This window comes from Pseudomonas sp. GW822-FHT02G04, from assembly GCF_058802085.1.
The window spans coordinates 1-16,886 of the sequence record NZ_JBXANU010000022.1 but is presented as its reverse complement, the minus strand read 5'-3'; the positions used below and the strand labels follow the sequence as shown (position 1 = coordinate 16,886).

General features: G+C 60.4%; 18 protein-coding genes. 1 reads left to right on the top strand and 17 read right to left on the bottom strand.

Features of this window, described 5'->3' with window-relative positions; translation table 11 throughout:
• Positions 1–6: 6 nt before the first annotated feature.
• The 9 genes from AC1RO5_RS23160 to flhA all read right to left on the bottom strand — a co-directional run bounded on the left by AC1RO5_RS23160 (position 7) and on the right by flhA (position 10,722).
• On the bottom strand, positions 7–747 hold the full coding sequence (locus tag AC1RO5_RS23160; RefSeq protein ID WP_018925064.1) for a flagellar motor protein: 741 nt from the start codon (positions 745–747) through the stop codon (positions 7–9).
• Positions 747–1,877: a protein-glutamate methylesterase/protein-glutamine glutaminase gene (locus tag AC1RO5_RS23155; protein ID WP_493177866.1), complete on the bottom strand. Its 1,131-nt coding sequence runs from the start codon at positions 1,875–1,877 to the stop codon at positions 747–749. Before AC1RO5_RS23155 ends, AC1RO5_RS23160 begins: the two co-directional genes overlap by 1 nt.
• Positions 1,878–1,926: 49 nt before the next feature.
• Positions 1,927–4,185 (bottom strand): chemotaxis protein CheA, encoded by a 2,259-nt coding sequence (locus AC1RO5_RS23150; protein ID WP_493177865.1) that lies wholly within the window; start codon positions 4,183–4,185, stop codon positions 1,927–1,929.
• Between the two features lie 37 nt (positions 4,186–4,222).
• Positions 4,223–5,011: a protein phosphatase CheZ gene (locus AC1RO5_RS23145; protein WP_413696229.1), complete on the bottom strand. Its 789-nt coding sequence runs from the start codon at positions 5,009–5,011 to the stop codon at positions 4,223–4,225.
• 21 nt (positions 5,012–5,032) lie between these two features.
• A complete protein-coding gene (locus AC1RO5_RS23140) occupies positions 5,033–5,404 on the bottom strand; it encodes a chemotaxis response regulator CheY (RefSeq protein ID WP_167331167.1) in 372 nt (123 codons plus the stop codon).
• Between the two features lie 167 nt (positions 5,405–5,571).
• Positions 5,572–6,312 (bottom strand): RNA polymerase sigma factor FliA, encoded by a 741-nt coding sequence (gene fliA / locus AC1RO5_RS23135; RefSeq protein WP_007894214.1) that lies wholly within the window; start codon positions 6,310–6,312, stop codon positions 5,572–5,574.
• Positions 6,309–7,139 carry a flagellar synthesis regulator FleN gene (fleN, locus tag AC1RO5_RS23130; RefSeq protein ID WP_003222917.1) on the bottom strand — a complete coding sequence of 277 codons (831 nt, stop codon included), beginning with the start codon at positions 7,137–7,139 and terminating at the stop codon, positions 6,309–6,311. The genes fliA and fleN overlap by 4 nt, the downstream gene beginning before the upstream one ends.
• 116 nt (positions 7,140–7,255) lie before the next feature.
• On the bottom strand, positions 7,256–8,581 hold the full coding sequence (flhF, locus tag AC1RO5_RS23125; RefSeq protein ID WP_018925058.1) for a flagellar biosynthesis GTPase FlhF: 1,326 nt from the start codon (positions 8,579–8,581) through the stop codon (positions 7,256–7,258).
• An 11-nt stretch (positions 8,582–8,592) separates the two neighbouring features.
• A complete protein-coding gene (gene flhA, locus AC1RO5_RS23120) occupies positions 8,593–10,722 on the bottom strand; it encodes a flagellar biosynthesis protein FlhA (RefSeq protein ID WP_493177864.1) in 2,130 nt (709 codons plus the stop codon).
• A 379-nt stretch (positions 10,723–11,101) separates the two neighbouring features.
• Here flhA and AC1RO5_RS23115 point away from each other — a divergent pair, with 379 nt between their 5' ends.
• Complete coding sequence (locus AC1RO5_RS23115) at positions 11,102–11,251, top strand: hypothetical protein (protein WP_493177863.1); 150 nt, start codon at positions 11,102–11,104, stop codon at positions 11,249–11,251.
• Positions 11,252–11,298: 47 nt separating this feature from the next.
• On the opposite strand, the gene flhB is transcribed toward AC1RO5_RS23115, so the two are convergent.
• The 8 genes from flhB to fliL are packed head-to-tail and all read right to left on the bottom strand — an operon-like array spanning position 11,299 to position 16,694.
• Positions 11,299–12,438, bottom strand: coding sequence for a flagellar biosynthesis protein FlhB (gene flhB, locus AC1RO5_RS23110; RefSeq protein ID WP_493177862.1), 1,140 nt, complete (start codon positions 12,436–12,438; stop codon positions 11,299–11,301).
• 3 nt (positions 12,439–12,441) lie between these two features.
• Positions 12,442–13,224: a flagellar biosynthetic protein FliR gene (gene fliR / locus AC1RO5_RS23105; protein ID WP_253420129.1), complete on the bottom strand. Its 783-nt coding sequence runs from the start codon at positions 13,222–13,224 to the stop codon at positions 12,442–12,444.
• Between the two features lie 3 nt (positions 13,225–13,227).
• Positions 13,228–13,497: a flagellar biosynthesis protein FliQ gene (fliQ, locus tag AC1RO5_RS23100; RefSeq protein ID WP_258696949.1), complete on the bottom strand. Its 270-nt coding sequence runs from the start codon at positions 13,495–13,497 to the stop codon at positions 13,228–13,230.
• A complete protein-coding gene (gene fliP, locus AC1RO5_RS23095; RefSeq protein WP_007938646.1) occupies positions 13,494–14,252 on the bottom strand; it encodes a flagellar type III secretion system pore protein FliP in 759 nt (252 codons plus the stop codon). The genes fliQ and fliP overlap by 4 nt, the downstream gene beginning before the upstream one ends.
• Positions 14,252–14,701 carry a flagellar biosynthetic protein FliO gene (gene fliO, locus AC1RO5_RS23090; RefSeq protein ID WP_493177860.1) on the bottom strand — a complete coding sequence of 150 codons (450 nt, stop codon included), beginning with the start codon at positions 14,699–14,701 and terminating at the stop codon, positions 14,252–14,254. Before fliO ends, fliP begins: the two co-directional genes overlap by 1 nt.
• A complete protein-coding gene (gene fliN / locus AC1RO5_RS23085; RefSeq protein WP_007938642.1) occupies positions 14,702–15,160 on the bottom strand; it encodes a flagellar motor switch protein FliN in 459 nt (152 codons plus the stop codon). It lies immediately after the preceding gene.
• 55 nt (positions 15,161–15,215) lie between these two features.
• Positions 15,216–16,184: a flagellar motor switch protein FliM gene (gene fliM, locus AC1RO5_RS23080; RefSeq protein WP_007938639.1), complete on the bottom strand. Its 969-nt coding sequence runs from the start codon at positions 16,182–16,184 to the stop codon at positions 15,216–15,218.
• 9 nt (positions 16,185–16,193) lie between these two features.
• Positions 16,194–16,694, bottom strand: coding sequence for a flagellar basal body-associated protein FliL (fliL, locus tag AC1RO5_RS23075; RefSeq protein ID WP_007938638.1), 501 nt, complete (start codon positions 16,692–16,694; stop codon positions 16,194–16,196).
• Between the last annotated feature and the right edge of the window lie 192 nt (positions 16,695–16,886).

Sequence of the window (16,886 nt, the reverse complement as noted above, 5' to 3'; positions counted from 1 at the left end):
CCCCCATCAATCCATGAAGCCCTGAAGCTTCAACTCAATAGAGCGAGGGTTTTCACCTTCGGCGATCGACAGGATCCCTTCCAGCAACATTTCGCGATAGCGCGACTGCCGTAACGCAATGGACTTGAGCTTGGCGGCAATCGGCAACAGCACCAGGTTGGCACTGGCCACGCCGTAGATGGTGGCGACGAAGGCGACGGCAATGCCGCTGCCCAGTTGCGATGGATCGCCCAGGTTGCCCATCACGTGGATCAGGCCCATCACCGCACCGATGATACCGATGGTCGGCGCATAGCCGCCCATGCTTTCAAAGACTTTGGCGGCTTCGATGTCGCGGCTTTCCTGGGTGTAGAAATCCACTTCCAGAATGCTGCGAATCGCTTCCGGCTCGGCGCCGTCGACCAGCAGTTGCAGGCCTTTGCGCGAGTAGCTGTCGGGTTCGGCGTCGGCCACCCCTTCCAGCCCGAGCAAACCTTCCTTGCGGGCGGTCAGGCTCCAGTTCACCACGCGATCAATGCCGCCGGCCAGGTCCACGCGAGGCGGAAACAGAATCCAGGCAAGAATCTGGATGGCGCGCTTGAAGGCACTCATCGGCGATTGCAGCAGCGCGGCACCGATGGTGCCACCGAGTACGATCAACGCCGCCGGGCCGTTGGCCAGCGCGCCGAGGTGACCGCCTTCAAGGTAGTTGCCGCCGATGATGGCGACGAACGCCATGATGATCCCGATAAGGCTGAGCACATCCATCAGATGCAAGCCTCGACCAAGTGCCGGCCGATGTCATCGAGGCTGTACACCGCGTCCGCGAGTTCGGCTTTGACGATGGCCATCGGCATGCCGTAGATCACGCAGCTGGCTTCATCCTGAGCCCATATCGCACTGCCGCCCTGTTTGAGCAGACGCGCGCCTTCGCGACCGTCGGCGCCCATGCCGGTCAGTACCACCGCCAGAACTTTGTCGCCATAGGACTTGGCCGCCGAACCGAAGGTGATGTCCACGCATGGCTTGTAGTTCAGACGCTCATCGCCCGGCAGGATTTTCACCGCACCACGGCCGTCGATCATCATCTGTTTGCCACCCGGTGCCAGCAGCGCCAGGCCCGGACGCAGGATGTCGCCATCCTCGGCTTCCTTGACACTGATGCGGCACAGCTTGTCCAGGCGCTCGGCGAAGGCCTTGGTGAAGGCTGCCGGCATGTGCTGGATCAACACGATGGGTGCCGGGAAGTTGGCCGGCAACTGGGTCAGAACCCGTTGCAGCGCAACCGGGCCGCCGGTGGAGGTACCGATGGCGACCAATTTGTAGGCTTTGCGTTTCGGCGCAGGAGACGACGGGGCCGCGGCATGGGTGCGAGCCGCAATCGGTGCCGGTGCCGGACGCGCAGGCGCGCTGCTGCCGTAGCTGCCGACGCTCGAAGGCGCAGGCGTCGGGGCTGGCGCAACTACCGGAGCCGGAGGGGTGTAGGCACTGACACGACGGTTACTGCGCGAGATACTGAGAATCTTCTCGCACAGCAGTTGCTTGACCTTCTCCGGGTTACGGGAGATGTCTTCGAAATTCTTCGGCAGGAAGTCCACCGCGCCGGCGTCCAGCGCATCGAGGGTGACCCTGGCGCCTTCGTGGGTCAGCGAGGAGAACATCAACACCGGGGTCGGGCAGCGCTGCATGATGTGCCGCACCGCCGTGATGCCATCCATCATCGGCATCTCGTAGTCCATGGTGATCACGTCTGGCTTGAGGGCCAGGGCCTGATCGATCGCCTCTTTTCCGTTGGTCGCCGTACCGACGACCTGGATATTTGAATCCGCTGCAAGAATTTCCGAGACGCGGCGGCGGAAAAACCCCGAATCGTCCACCACCAGGACTTTGACTGCCATAAACACTCCGTTAGACGGGGCGAGGCTCTGGCGCCCCGCTCCCCCAGAATCAAATACGCCGCGCGGCGTAACGCTTGAGCATGCTCGGAACATCGAGAATCAGAGCAATGCGGCCGTCACCGGTGATGGTGGCGCCGGACATGCCCGGGGTTCCCTGGAGCATTTTGCCCAATGGCTTGATGACCACTTCTTCCTGGCCCACCAACTGATCGACGACGAAGCCGATCCGTTGAGTGCCCACCGAAAGGATCACCACATGGCCCTCGCGCTGCTCTTCGTGAGCGGCGGAGCTGACCAGCCAGCGCTTGAGGTAGAACAAGGGCAGCGCCTTGTCCCGCACGATCACCACTTCCTGGCCGTCCACCACGTTGGTGCGCGACAGGTCGAGGTGGAAGATCTCGTTGACGTTCACCAGCGGGAACGCGAACGCCTGGTTGCCGAGCATGACCATCAGCGTCGGCATGATCGCCAGGGTCAACGGGACCTTGATGACGATCTTCGAGCCTTTGCCCTTGGTCGAGTAGATATTGATGGTGCCGTTGAGCTGGGCGATCTTGGTTTTCACCACGTCCATGCCCACGCCACGACCGGACACGTCGGAGATCTCGGTCTTGGTCGAGAAGCCCGGCGCGAAGATCAGGTTGAAGCAATCGGACTCGCTGAGACGGTCCGCTGCATCCTTGTCCATCAGGCCTTTCTTCACGGCGATGCTGCGCAAAACATCAGCGTCCATGCCCTTGCCGTCATCAGAGATGGACAGCAGGATGTGGTCGCCTTCCTGTTCTGCGGACAGGATCACTTTGCCGCTGCGAGGCTTGCCCATCGCTTCGCGATCGGTCGGCTCTTCGATACCGTGGTCGACCGAGTTGCGCACCAAGTGGACCAACGGGTCGGCCAGGGCCTCGACGAGGTTCTTGTCGAGGTCGGTTTCTTCGCCGACCAGTTCCAGGTTGATCTCTTTCTTGAGCTGGCGAGCCAGGTCGCGAACCAGACGCGGGAAGCGACCGAAGACTTTCTTGATCGGCTGCATCCGGGTCTTCATGACCGCGGTTTGCAGGTCGGCCGTGACCACGTCGAGGTTCGACACGGCTTTGGACATGGCTTCGTCGCCGCTGTTGAGGCCCAGACGGACCAAGCGGTTACGCACCAGTACCAGCTCGCCGACCATGTTCATGATTTCATCGAGACGCGCGGTGTCGACCCGCACGGTGGTCTCGGCTTCGCTGGTCGGTTTTTCCGGTGGCGGCGCGGCCGGGGCACGAGCAGCAGCCGGTGCCGCGGCAGCAGCAGGCTTGGGTGTTTCGGCTTTTGGCTCGGGCGCTTTGGCAACAGGTGCCGGCGCCACAGCCTTGGCGACTGGAGCCGACACTGCAGCAACAGCCGAAGCAGTGCCCACTTCAGTGAACTTGCCCTTGCCGTGCAATTCGTCGAGCAGCGATTCGAATTCGTGATCGGAGATCAGATCGCTACCGGCCGCAGCGGCGGTTGGCACAGCCGGGGCTGGCGCCGAAGCGATTGCCGATTCCAGGGCATCGACCGCAAAGTTGCCTTTGCCGTGCAGCTGGTCGAGCAGTGCTTCGAACTCGTCGTCGGTGATGTCGGAGCTGTCGCCGGCGGCTTTCGGAGCAGCCGGTGCGGCGGGCGCTGCGGCCACCGCATCGGCGGCGAACTGACCTTTGCCGTGCAATTGATCGAGCAACGACTCGAACTCGGCATCGGTGATTTCGTCACTGGCTGCTGCATCGGCGGCAGGCTGCGAAACAGGCTGCGCAGCGGCTACGGGCGCCTCGGCCTGGGCCTTGACGGCGTTCAGCGAGTCCAGCAGTTGTTCGAATTCGTTATCGGTAATGTCGCCCGATTCGCTTTCGGCGACCGGAGCTTCAACCACTTCAGCGACCGGTGCCGGTGCGGCTTCCATTTGCGGCTCGGCCAGACGGGCCAGCGCCGCGAGTAACTCAGGCGTGGCAGCCGTGATCGGGCTGCGTTCGCGGACTTCGCTGAACATGCTGTTCACCGCGTCCAGCGCTTCGAGAACCACGTCCATCAGTTCCGAGTCGACGCGACGCTCCCCCTTGCGCAGGATGTCGAACACGTTCTCGGCGATGTGACAGCACTCCACCAGCTCGTTGAGCTGGAGGAAGCCGGCGCCCCCTTTTACAGTGTGAAAACCGCGAAAAATTGCATTGAGCAAGTCCGCATCATCAGGTCGGCTTTCCAGCTCGACCAGCTGCTCGGACAGTTGCTCTAGAATCTCGCCGGCCTCAACCAGGAAATCCTGAAGGATCTCTTCATCGGCGCCGAAGCTCATTAAGGGGGTGCTCCTACAGGTCTAAAAACCCAAAAAACTAAAATCCAAGACTGGATAGCAAATCGTCCACATCGTCCTGACCGGACACAACGTCTTCTCTTTTATCGGCATGAATCTGCGGACCTTCACCCTGAGAGAGATGTTTTTGTGGATCTTTTTCAGCCAGCATCGCTTCACGGTCATGTTCGATACCCGCGAAGCGGTCTACGTGACTGGCCATGAGTACAAGCTTGAGCAGGTTGCTTTCAACTTCGGTGACCAATTGGGTCACACGCTTGATCACCTGACCGGTGAGGTCCTGGTAATCCTGGGCCAGCAGTATGTCGTTGAGGTTGCTCGACACGACGCGGTTGTCCTCACAGCTGCGTGTCAGGAAACCATCGACCCGCCGGGCCAGTTCGCGGAACTCTTCAGCCCCGACTTCGCGACGCATGAACCGTCCCCAATCCGTGCTCAGCGCCTGGGCTTCATCGCTCAGGCTGTTGATCAGCGGCGTGGCGTTTTCCACCAGGTCCATGGTGCGGTTGGCCGCGGCCTCGGTCAGCTTGACCACATAGGACAGGCGCTCGGTGGCATCCGTGATCTGAGACACTTCCTCGGCTTGCGGCATGTGCGGGTCAATCTGGAAATTGACGATCGCGCTATGCAGCTCGCGGGTGAGCTTGCCCACTTCCTGATACAGGCCGCGGTCACGGGTCTGGTTGAGCTCATGGATCAGTTGCACAGCGTCGCCAAACTTGCCTTTTTCAAGGCTGTCGACCAGTTCGACCGCGTGTTTTTTCAGGGTCGACTCGAAATCGCCCTGTGAAGATTCGTTATGCTCCATAGCTCCCCCGTGCGCAGTACATCAGCCGATGCGTTCGAAAATCTTCTCGATTTTTTCTTTCAACGCCTGGGCTGTGAAGGGTTTGACCACATAGCCGTTAACACCGGCCTGGGCCGCTTCGATGATTTGCTCGCGCTTGGCTTCGGCGGTCACCATCAGCACCGGCAGGTGCTTGAGCCTTTCATCAGCGCGCACCGCACGAAGCAGGTCGATGCCGGTCATACCGGGCATGTTCCAGTCGGTAACCAGAAAATCGAAGTTACCGCTTTGCAGCATCGGCAACCCGGTCAGCCCGTCATCGGCTTCGGCGGTGTTGGTGAACCCAAGGTCACGCAACAGGTTTTTTATGATCCGCCGCATCGTTGAGAAGTCATCAACGATGAGGATTTTCATGTTCTTGTCCAATTCGACCTCCAAGCAGTCTTAAACGCGCCCAGCACCTGGACGCGCCATTTCAATCAATCCGGCAAAGCACTCAATGACGGTCTGGAGCACAACAGATCGAGACCGGTACGGTTCAACACCACACCAGCTCCATTCGCAGTGTCCCCACACTGCCTTCAGCGCGCTCGCCACTCCCCCAAACGCCCCCGCAAACGGGCCGCGCACTGGCTGTGTAACTGGCTGACCCGAGATTCACTGACCCCCAGGACCTCACCGATTTCCTTGAGATTCAACTCTTCGTCGTAGTACAGCGCCAACACCAGTCGCTCACGCTCCGGCAAATTGGCAATCGCGTCCGCCAGCGCCGCCTGGAAGCGTTCATCTTCCAGATCGCGTGACGGCTCGAGATGAGCACTCGCGCCATCCTCATGCAGCCCTTCGTGTTCGCCGTCCTGCAACAGATCGTCGAAACTGAATAACCGGCTGCCCAGGGTGTCGTTCAAAATCCCGTAATAATCGTCGAGACTCAATTGGAGTTCGGCCGCAACTTCGTGATCTTTAGCGTCACGGCCGGTTTTAGCTTCAATCGAGCGAATCGCGTCGCTGACCATGCGGGTATTGCGGTGGACCGAACGTGGCGCCCAGTCCCCCTTGCGCACTTCATCGAGCATCGCGCCGCGGATTCGAATGCCCGCGTACGTCTCGAAACTCGCGCCTTTGCTGGCGTCGTATTTGGTTGATACTTCAAGCAGGCCGATCATCCCGGCCTGGATCAGGTCTTCGACCTGGACACTGGCCGGCAGACGCGCCAGCAAGTGGTAGGCAATGCGTTTGACCAGTGGCGCGTAACGCTCGATCAGCTCGTACTGCGCGTCACGTGCCGACTTCTTGTAGAGGTTGTAACCGCTGGCTGTCATAGCACGGGTCCTGCCGTTTGTTGCACGAGGCGCTCGACGAAAAACTCCAGGTGCCCACGCGGGTTGGCCGGCAGCGGCCAGGTATCGACTTTCTGCGCAATGGCCTTGAACGCTAGGGCGCACTTGGAACGCGGAAAGGCTTCATACACCGCGCGTTGCTTCTGCACGGCCTTACGCACGCTTTCGTCGTAAGGCACCGCACCGACGTATTGTAAGGCGACGTCGAGGAAGCGATCCGTGACCTTGGTCAACTTGGCGAACAGGTTGCGGCCCTCCTGCGGGCTCTGCGCCATGTTGGCCAGGACGCGGAAGCGGTTCATGCCGTAGTCGCGGTTAAGCAGTTTGATCAGCGCGTAGGCGTCGGTGATCGAGGTCGGCTCGTCACACACCACCAGCAAGACTTCCTGCGCGGCGCGCACGAAGCTGACTACCGAGTCACCAATGCCCGCAGCGGTGTCGATCACCAATACGTCGAGGTTGTCGCCGATGTCACTGAACGCCTGGATCAGGCCGGCATGCTGGGCCGGGCTCAAATGAACCATGCTCTGGGTGCCGGAGGCGGCCGGGACGATGCGGATACCGCCAGGCCCTTGCAACAGCACGTCGCGCAGCTCACAGCGGCCTTCGATCACGTCGGCCAGCGTGCGTTTGGGTGTCAGTCCCAACAGAACGTCGACGTTCGCCAGCCCCAGATCGGCATCCAGCAGCATGACGCGCCGGCCGAGCTCAGCTAGAGCCAGGGACAAGTTCACTGACACGTTAGTCTTCCCGACGCCACCTTTGCCGCCGGTCACCGCGATCACCTGTACGGGATGCATGCTGCCCATGTTATTTCTTTACCTTGTCTTACTTAGACGGAGGCCACATTACTGGCTGCGCGTTCACCATCGGAACAATGCATGGCAGACCATCGATGTAGGTACAAAAACTGTTCATTAACACCTCAGCCAACCTGCTTGGTCGGGCTGTGGTAAATATCAGCGAACATGTCAGCCATGGCTTCTTCGCTGGGTTCTTCCTGCATTTGCACGCTAACGGCGCGACTGACCAACTGATGACGACGTGGCAGATGTAAATCATCCGGAATCCGCGGACCATCGGTCAGGTAAGCCACCGGCAACTCATGACTGATCGCCAGGCTCAACACCTCACCCAGACTTGCCGTTTCATCCAGTTTAGTCAGGATGCAGCCGGCGAGGCCGCAGCGTTTGTAACTGTGATAAGCGGCGGTTAGAACCTGTTTTTGGCTGGTGGTTGCCAGAACCAGATAATTTTTTGATTTGATGCCGCGCCCGGCCAGACTTTCGAGCTGCATGCGCAGTGCCGGGTCGCTGGCCTGCAGGCCGGCGGTATCGATCAGCACCACGCGTTTGCGCAGCAGCGGCTCCAGCGCCTGCACCAGGGATTGACCCGGGTCGACATGGGTCACCGACACGTTGAGGATCCGGCCCAGCGTCTTGAGCTGCTCCTGAGCACCGATGCGGTAGCTGTCCATGCTCACCAGCGCGATATTCTGCGCGCCGTACTTGAGCACGTAACGGGCCGCGAGCTTGGCCAGCGTGGTGGTCTTGCCCATGCCGGCCGGGCCGACCATGGCTATCACGCCGCCCTCTTCCAGTGGCTCGACTTCCGGGGTGGCGATCATCCGCGCCAGGTGCGCGAGCAACATGCGCCAGGCCTGACGAGGCTCTTCAATGTCGGTAATCAGTGCCAGCAGATCGCGCGACAACGGGCCGGACAAGCCGATGCGTTGCAGGCGACGCCAGAGGTTGGCCTGGGCCGGACGGCTGCCTTGCAGCTGATTCCAGGCCAGCGAACCCAGCTGCACTTCCATCAGTTCACGCAGGCTGTTGAGCTCGAAACGCATCGAGTCGAACGCACGCGGGTCGACACCGGTCGCCGCAGCAGGCGCGGGAGCCGGACGCCGAGGTTCGGCCAGCGCCGGTTCGATCAGCGGTTCGGCGGCAGTCAACGGCAGGCCGGCGAACAACTGGCGATTGGTGGTCTTGTCGCTCTCGCCATCGCCGCGCAGGCTCAGTTCAGCCTGGGCGGTGACGATCCGCGACTGGGTCTTGCGCAGCTCATCCTCAAGTTCCATGTTCGGAACACGCGGGGCCAGCGCCGACAATTTGTAATCCAGGGCAGCCGTCAGCTCGACACCGCCGGCGATCCGGCGATTGCCAATGATGGCGGCATCAGCGCCCAGCTCATCACGAACCAGTTTCATGGCCTGACGCATATCGGCGGCGAAAAAACGCTTAACTTGCATAAACCACTACCTCAGCCGTTGGGCCCTACTGTCGCAACGATGGTCACTTGCTTGTTGTCAGGAATTTCCTGGTAAGCCAACACATGCAAACCCGGCACTGCCAGCCGACCGAACCGCGAGAGCATCGCGCGAACCGGACCGGCCACCAGCAGAATCACCGGCTGACCTTGCATTTCCTGACGCTGCGCCGCATCGATCAACGAGCGTTGCAGTTTTTCCGCCATGCTTGGCTCCAGCAGAACGCCCTCTTCCGAGCCTTGTCCTGCCTTCTGAAGACTATTGAGCAATATTTGTTCCAACCTTGGTTCCAAGGTGATCACAGGCAGCTCCGACTCAGTGCCTACAATGCTTTGCACGATTGCACGGGATACGCCGACGCGCACCGCGGCCACCAAAGCGGCGGTATCTTGACTCTTGGCGGCGTTGTTCGCGATGGCTTCGGCGATGCTGCGAATGTCCCGTACTGGCACCTGTTCGGCCAGCAACGACTGCAAGACTTTGAGCAGCTGCGACAACGAAAGCACTCCCGGCACCAGCTCTTCGGCCAGCTTCGGTGAGCTTTTGGCCAGCAATTGCATGAGTTGCTGGACTTCTTCGTGGCCGATCAGCTCGCTGGAGTGCTTGTACAGAATCTGGTTCAAGTGGGTCGCCACTACTGTACTGGCATCGACCACGGTGTAACCGAGGGATTGCGCCTGGGCACGCTGGCTGATTTCGATCCACACCGCTTCCAGGCCAAAAGCCGGATCTTTGGCGGTGATGCCGTTGAGCGTGCCGTAGACCTGCCCCGGGTTGATCGCCAGTTCGCGCTCCGGGTAAATCTCCGCTTCGGCCAGGATCACGCCCATCAGGGTCAGGCGATAGGCGCTAGGCGCCAGGTCGAGGTTGTCACGGATATGCACAGTCGGCATCAGGAAGCCCAGGTCCTGGGAGAGTTTTTTACGCACCCCCTTGATCCGTGCCAGCAACTGACCTCCCTGGTTGCGATCCACCAGCGGAATCAGGCGGTAGCCGACTTCCAGGCCGATCATGTCGATCGGTGTCACGTCATCCCAGCCAAGCTCCTTGGTTTCCTGAGCCCGGGCCGGCGACGGCAGCAATTCCTGCTGACGCTTGACCTCTTGCAGGGCCTGGACCTTGACCGCGTTCTGCTTCTTCCAGAACAGGTAAGCGCCACCGGCCGCCAGGGCTGCCATGGACAGAAAGGAGACGTGCGGCATGCCGGGCACCAGGCCCATCACCGCCATCAAGCCTGCGGCCACCGCCAAGGCTTTCGGCGAGGCGAACATCTGACGATTGATTTGCTTGCCCATGTCCTCCGAGCCGGAAGCACGGGTCACCATGATCGCGGCGGCGGTCGACAACAGCAGTGATGGCAATTGCGCCACCAAACCGTCACCGATGGTCAACAGCGCATAAACCTTGCCGGCATCACCAAAGCTCATGCCGTGCTGGAAAATACCCACCGCCATGCCGCCGATCAGGTTGATGAACAGAATCAGCAAACCGGCGATGGCGTCACCGCGCACGAACTTGCTGGCACCGTCCATGGAACCGTAGAACTCGGCCTCCTGGGCGACTTCCATCCGGCGCAGTTTCGCCTGGTTCTGATCGATCAGGCCGGCGTTCAAGTCGGCGTCGATCGCCATCTGCTTACCGGGCATCGCGTCGAGGGTGAAACGCGCGCTCACCTCGGAAATCCGCCCGGCGCCCTTGGTTACCACGACGAAGTTGATGATCATCAAAATCGCGAAGACCACGATACCGACCACGTAGTTACCGCCGATCACCACTTCACCGAAGGCCTGGATCACCTTACCGGCGGCGGCATGGCCGTCCTGACCGTGGAGCATCACCACCCGCGTGGAGGCCACGTTCAGCGCCAGTCGCAGCAACGTCGCCACCAGCAGAATGGTCGGGAACACCGCAAAATCCAGCGGCCGCAAGGCGTACACGCAGACCAGCAACACGACGATGGACAAGGCAATGTTGAAGGTGAAAAACACGTCCAGCAGGAACGGCGGCACCGGCAACATCATCATGGCCAGCATGACCAGCAGCAACAGCGGCACGCCCAGATTGCCCCGACTGAGGTCGGCGACGTTTGTGCGGGCACTGTTGATTAACTGAGAGCGATCCACCGGTTTTCCCCGTTCCTTTAAAGCAAACTTTTGACGCCTGAAGCAGGCGCAGGGCGGCTACTGCAAGAAGCCTTCCAACTTTTGCCAAGGAGGGAAATAGAGAGATTTGTTGAGCCGGGTAGCAGCTGCCGAGCCTGCGAGGCTGCGTTCGAGGACGCAGTCCTCGCAAAGGTTTACGACTGCTGCGCAGCCGAACGCAGCCTCGCATGCTCGGCAGCTGCTACGAATAGGGTGGATCAGAGGATCGCTCAAGCTCACCGCCCCTGCCATTCGTCCAGAGACCTGCACAGCCGTAAGTTCTGATAGTAGCCAAAACGGCCTTATGGGTATTGGATGGTGGTCATCAGCGTTGGTAATACCAAACGCCGGAGCAGCGATCATGACCAAGAAAGCGGTCAAGTCATTCAACGATGCCAAAGGTTTCGATCTGGTTGCGCCGAAGCAACAAGACGACCGGAAGAAACAGGAAAACAGTATCGCGAAAGAGCCCGGTACCGAAAAAGCCAATAGGCGGCATCAGCGCCCGTAGGAGCTGTCGGAGGCTGCGATCTTTTGATTTCAGATCCGTAAATCAGATCAGGAATCGCGCCGTAGATCCGGCGGAATCGGCAAATCATCCTTAAGCGGATCCGGACGCTTGCCTTTGCCCGCGCGGTACTGGCGGATCTGGTAGACGTAAGCCAGAACCTGAGCCACCGCCAGATACAGCCCGCCAGGAATTTCCTGATCCAGTTCCGTGGAATAGTAGATCGAACGCGCCAGGGCGGGCGATTCGAGCAACTGCACCTGGTTGGCCACGGCGATTTCGCGGATCTTCAAGGCGAGGAAGTCGCTGCCCTTGGCGATCAGCATCGGCGCCCCGCCCTTCTCCGGATCGTACTTGAGCGCTACGGCGTAGTGGGTCGGGTTGGTGATGACCACGTCGGCGTCGGGGATCGCGGCCATCATTCGCCGCTGCGACATCTCGCGCTGCAGCTGGCGAATGCGTTGCTTGACCTCCGGCCGCCCCTCCTGATCCTTGTGCTCGTCACGCACTTCCTGCTTGGTCATCAGCAGCTTATTGTGGCTTTCCCAGAGCTGCACCGGCACGTCGACCGCCGCGATAATGATCAACCCGCAAGCCATCCACAAGGTGCTCCAGCCGACCACTTGCAGGCTATGAATGATCGCCATGTCCAATGGTTCATGGGCGATGCGCAGCAGATCGTCGATGTCCGACGACAAGACCGCCAACGCCACGAACAACACGATGAAAAACTTCGCCAGGGCCTTGAGCAACTCCACCAGCGCCTTGGCCGAGAACATTCGTTTCAGACCTGCGGCGGGATTCATGCGACTGAACTTGGGTGCCATGGAGCCGGCCGCGAACAGCCAGCCGCCCAGGGAAATCGGGCCGATCAGCGCGGCCAGCAGCAAGGTGATCATCACCGGCTGAATCGCGAACAGGGCGATCTGCCCCGAGTGCAGCAGATAAGTCGCCATGTAGCGCTGGTCCAGAATCACCTCTCGCGAGAGCGAGAAGTTCATGCGCATCAGCTCCATCAAATCCTGGGCCAGGGCACCACCGAAAATCAGCAAAGCACCGGCACCGGCGAGCATCACTGCCAGGGTATTGAGCTCTTTGGAACGCGCAATCTCGCCCTTCTCACGGGAGTCCTTTTTGCGTTTCTCCGTGGGGTCTTCTGTTTTGTCCTGACCGCTTTCGCTCTCAGCCATGACTCAGCGCGCCCGTGCCAGTTCGCGTAACAACTGCAAGGCCTCGGCGGCCAGCGGTTGATACTGATTGAGAATGTCCGCCAGGCCGACCCAGACGATGAACAAGCCGAGCACCAGGGTCAGCGGGAAGCCAATCGAGAAGATGTTCAACTGCGGTGCCGCCCGGGTCATCACACCAAACGCAATGTTGACCACCAGCAACGCGGTGATCGCCGGCAACACCAGCAACAGCGCCGCACCGAGCACCCAGCCAAGCTTGCCGGCCAGCTCCCAGAAATGATTGACCATCAACCCGCCACCGACCGGCAGCGTGGTGAAGCTTTCGGTGAGGACTTCGAACACCACCAAGTGACCGTTCATCGACAGGAACAACAGCGTCACCAGCATGGTGAAAAATTGCCCGATCACCGCCACCGACACGCCGTTCGTAGGGTCGACCATCGAAGCGAAGCCCATGCCCATCTGGATCGCGACAATTTGCCCGGCAACCACGAACGCCTGGAAGAACAACTGCAAGGAGAAACCGAGAACCGCACCGATGATGATCTGCTCGGCAATCAGCAGCAGTGCACTCAAGTCCAGCGCGTTGACGGCGGGCATGGGCGGCAGCCCCGGTGCAATGACCACAGTAATCGCCAGCGCGAAGTACAAACGCACGCGTTTTGGCACCAGCGTCGTACCGAAAATCGGCATGACCATCAGCAACGAGCCGATGCGAAACAGCGGCAACATGAACGTCGCCACCCAGGTGCTGATCTGAGTATCGGTCAGCTGCAGCAGCGACATGGCTTAACCGATGACCTGAGGAATGCTGTGGTACAGCTGCAGAATGTATTCCATGAAGGTCTGCACCATCCACGGACCGGCAACAATCAGCGTCACCAGCATCACCAGCAGGCGCGGCAGAAAGCTCAGGGTCTGTTCGTTGATCTGCGTGGCCGCCTGGAACATCGCCACCAACAGCCCCACCAGCAAGCTCGGGATCACCAGCACGGCGACCATCATAGTGGTCAGCCACAGCGCTTCTCGAAAGATGTCTACGGCAACTTCGGGCGTCATGGTGAAACACCGCCGAAGCTGCTGGCCAACGTGCCGATGATCAACGCCCAGCCATCCACCAGCACGAACAACATGATTTTGAACGGCAGGGAAATGATCAGTGGCGAGAGCATCATCATACCCATCGCCATCAGCACACTGGCCACCACCAGATCGATGATCAGGAACGGAATGAAGATCATGAAGCCGATCTGGAACGCGGTTTTCAGTTCCGAGGTCACGAACGCCGGCACCAGAATCGTCAGCGGCGCCTGATCCGGCGTAGCAATATCAGTGCGCTTGGACAGACGCATGAACAGCTCCAGATCGCTGCTGCGAGTCTGGGCCAGCATGAAGTCCTTGATCGGCACCTGAGCCTTGGCGACAGCATCCTGAGCGGTGAGTTTCTCCGCCAGATACGGCTGCAAGGCATCCTGATTCACCCGATCGAACACCGGCGCCATGATGAACATGGTGAGGAACAGCGCCATGCCGGTGAGGATCTGGTTCGACGGTGTCTGCTGCAAGCCCAGGGCCTGACGCAGGATCGAGAAAACGATGATGATCCGGGTGAAACTGGTCATCAGCATGACAAACGCCGGGATGAAACTCAGCGCAGTCATGATCAGCAGGATTTGCAGGCTGACCGAGTATTCCTGAGCGCCATTGGCATTGGTGCCCAGGGTGATCGCCGGGATCGACAACGGATCGGCGGCGAACGCCAGTGGCGCAGCCAGCATCAGGGCCAGCGTCAAGACGATGCGTAACGCACCCATTACTTCTTATCCTTCTGATCCTTGCCGAGCATCTCCAACAGACGCTGAGCAAACTCCGGAGTCGCTTTCTCGGTTGCGCTCGGCACTTGTACCGGCTCCTTGAGCACGTGCAACGCGGTGATGGTGCCGGGGCTCAGACCGAGCAGAATCTGCTCGTTGCCGACCTGTACCAGCATCAAACGGTCACGGGGGCCGAGGGCTCGGGAACCGATCAACTCGATCACCTGCCCCTTGCCGGCCGGCCCGGCCTGCTGGACCCGGCGCAGCAGCCAGGCGAGGAAGAAGATCAACCCCAGCACCAGCAGCAAGCCGAACACCAATTGCGTCAACTGCCCGGCCACACCGCTGCTGACAGCTGGTGCGGCGGCCGTTGTCGCAGCAGTCGTCACCGACTCCGCTGCCAGCACGCTGGATGGCAAGGCCAACAGAACCGCAAGAACCTTGTTCACTCAGCGCAGCTTCTTGATGCGTTCGCTTGGACTGATCACGTCGGTCAGGCGGATGCCGAACTTTTCGTTGACCACGACCACTTCGCCGTGGGCGATGAGCGTGCCGTTGACCAGCACGTCCAGCGGCTCGCCAGCCAGACGATCGAGTTCGATCACCGAGCCCTGGTTGAGTTGCAGCAGGTTGCGGATGTTGATGTCGGTGCTGCCGACTTCCATGGAAATCGACACCGGGATATCGAGGATCACGTCCAGGTTCGGACCATCCAGCGTCACTGGATCGTTGTTCTTCGGCACGCTGCCGAACTCTTCCATTGGCAGGCGGTTGGAGCCCGACGTACCGGCATCGGCCGCCAGCAGCGCATCAATGTCGGCCTGCCCGGCGTCACCGGTTTCTTCCAGGGCCGCAGCCCATTCGTCGGCCAGTGCCTGGTCGTCCTGGGCGTTCATATCGTCGTTCATCATTTGTCCTCGGCGGGCAACAATTCAGTTAAATGCGTAGGGGTAAGAGCGCCGGTCAGCGGCGCTCGATCGGCTCGATCACCTGCAACGCGAGGTTGCCTTTGTGCGAGCCCATCTTGACCTTGAAGGCCGGCACGCCGTTGGCGCGCATGATCATTTCTTCCGGCATCTCGACCGGGATCACGTCCCCGGGCTGCATGTGCAGGATGTCGCGAAGGCGCAGCTGGCGGCGGGCAACGGTGGCACCGATCGGTACGTCGACGTCCAGCACGTCCTGGCGCAAGGCGTTGATCCAGCGCTCGTCCTGATCGTCGAGATCCGACTGGAAGCCGGCATCGAGCATCTCGCGCACCGGCTCGATCATCGAGTACGGCATGGTCACGTGCAGGTCGCCGCCACCGCCATCGAGTTCGATGTGGAACGTCGACACCACAATGGCTTCGCTCGGGCCGACGATGTTGGCCATGGCCGGGTTCACTTCCGAGTTGATGTACTCGAAGTTCACTTCCATGATCGCCTGCCAGGCTTCCTTCAAATCGACGAAAGCCTGCTCCAGCACCATGCGCACCACACGCAGTTCGGTGGGGGTGAATTCACGCCCTTCGATCTTCGCGTGACGGCCGTCGCCGCCGAAGAAGTTGTCCACCAGCTTGAACACCAGTTTGGCGTCGAGGATGAACAGCGCGGTGCCGCGCAGCGGTTTGATCTTGACCAGGTTGAGGCTGGTCGGCACGTACAGCGAGTGCACGTATTCGCCGAACTTCATCACCTGCACGCCACCGACGGCAACGTCCGCCGAGCGGCGCAGCATGTTGAACATGCTGATGCGGGTGTAGCGGGCGAAACGCTCGTTGATCATTTCCAGCGTCGGCATGCGTCCACGGACGATGCGATCCTGGCTGGTCAGGTCGTAGCTTTTGACACTGCCGGGTTCGGCAGCGTTATCGGTCTGTACCAGACCATCGTCTACGCCATGCAACAGCGCATCGATCTCATCCTGGGACAGCAGGTCCTGCACGGCCATGTCGTGTTCCTACTGCAGTACGAAATTAGTGAAAAGCAACTGTTCGATCACCACTTTGCCCAGCTCTTTCTGCGCCACTTCCTGAACACTGGCCGTGGCTTTCTGACGCAACATCTCCTGGCCGACCGGGGTCGCCAGCGTGGCGAAATCCTGACCGGAAAACAGCATGACCAGGTTATTGCGGATCACTGGCATGTGGACTTTGAGCGCCTCCAGATCAGCCTGATTACGTCCCTGCATGGTGATGCTCACCTGCATGTAGCGCTGACGGCCGTTCTGGGTGTAGTTGGCCACGAAGGCCGGAGCCATTGGCTCGAAGATCGCCGGCTGCTTGCCGACCACAGCGGTTTCAGCCGCGGCGGCAGGCTTGCTCTGGGCGCTGTGCATGAAGAACCAGGTCGCCCCCACGGACAAGCCGATCGCCAGCAGCAGAGCCACGACGATCACAATGATCAGCTTGATTTTGCCTTTGGTTGCGGGGTCTTTTACTACTGCTTCGCTCTTCGCCATGCCAATAATCCGTCACTATTCGGGTTTTCACAGTCGCACGGCAAGGCAAGAGCAAGTGTTATGCCAGAAGTGTCTGGGGGATTTGAGGCGCAGACTTAAAGAGATCACAAGAAAGGTAGGAGCGGGGGGGGGGGGGGGGGGGGGGGGGGGGGGGGGGGGGGGGGGGGGGGGGGGGGGGGGGGGGGGGGGGGG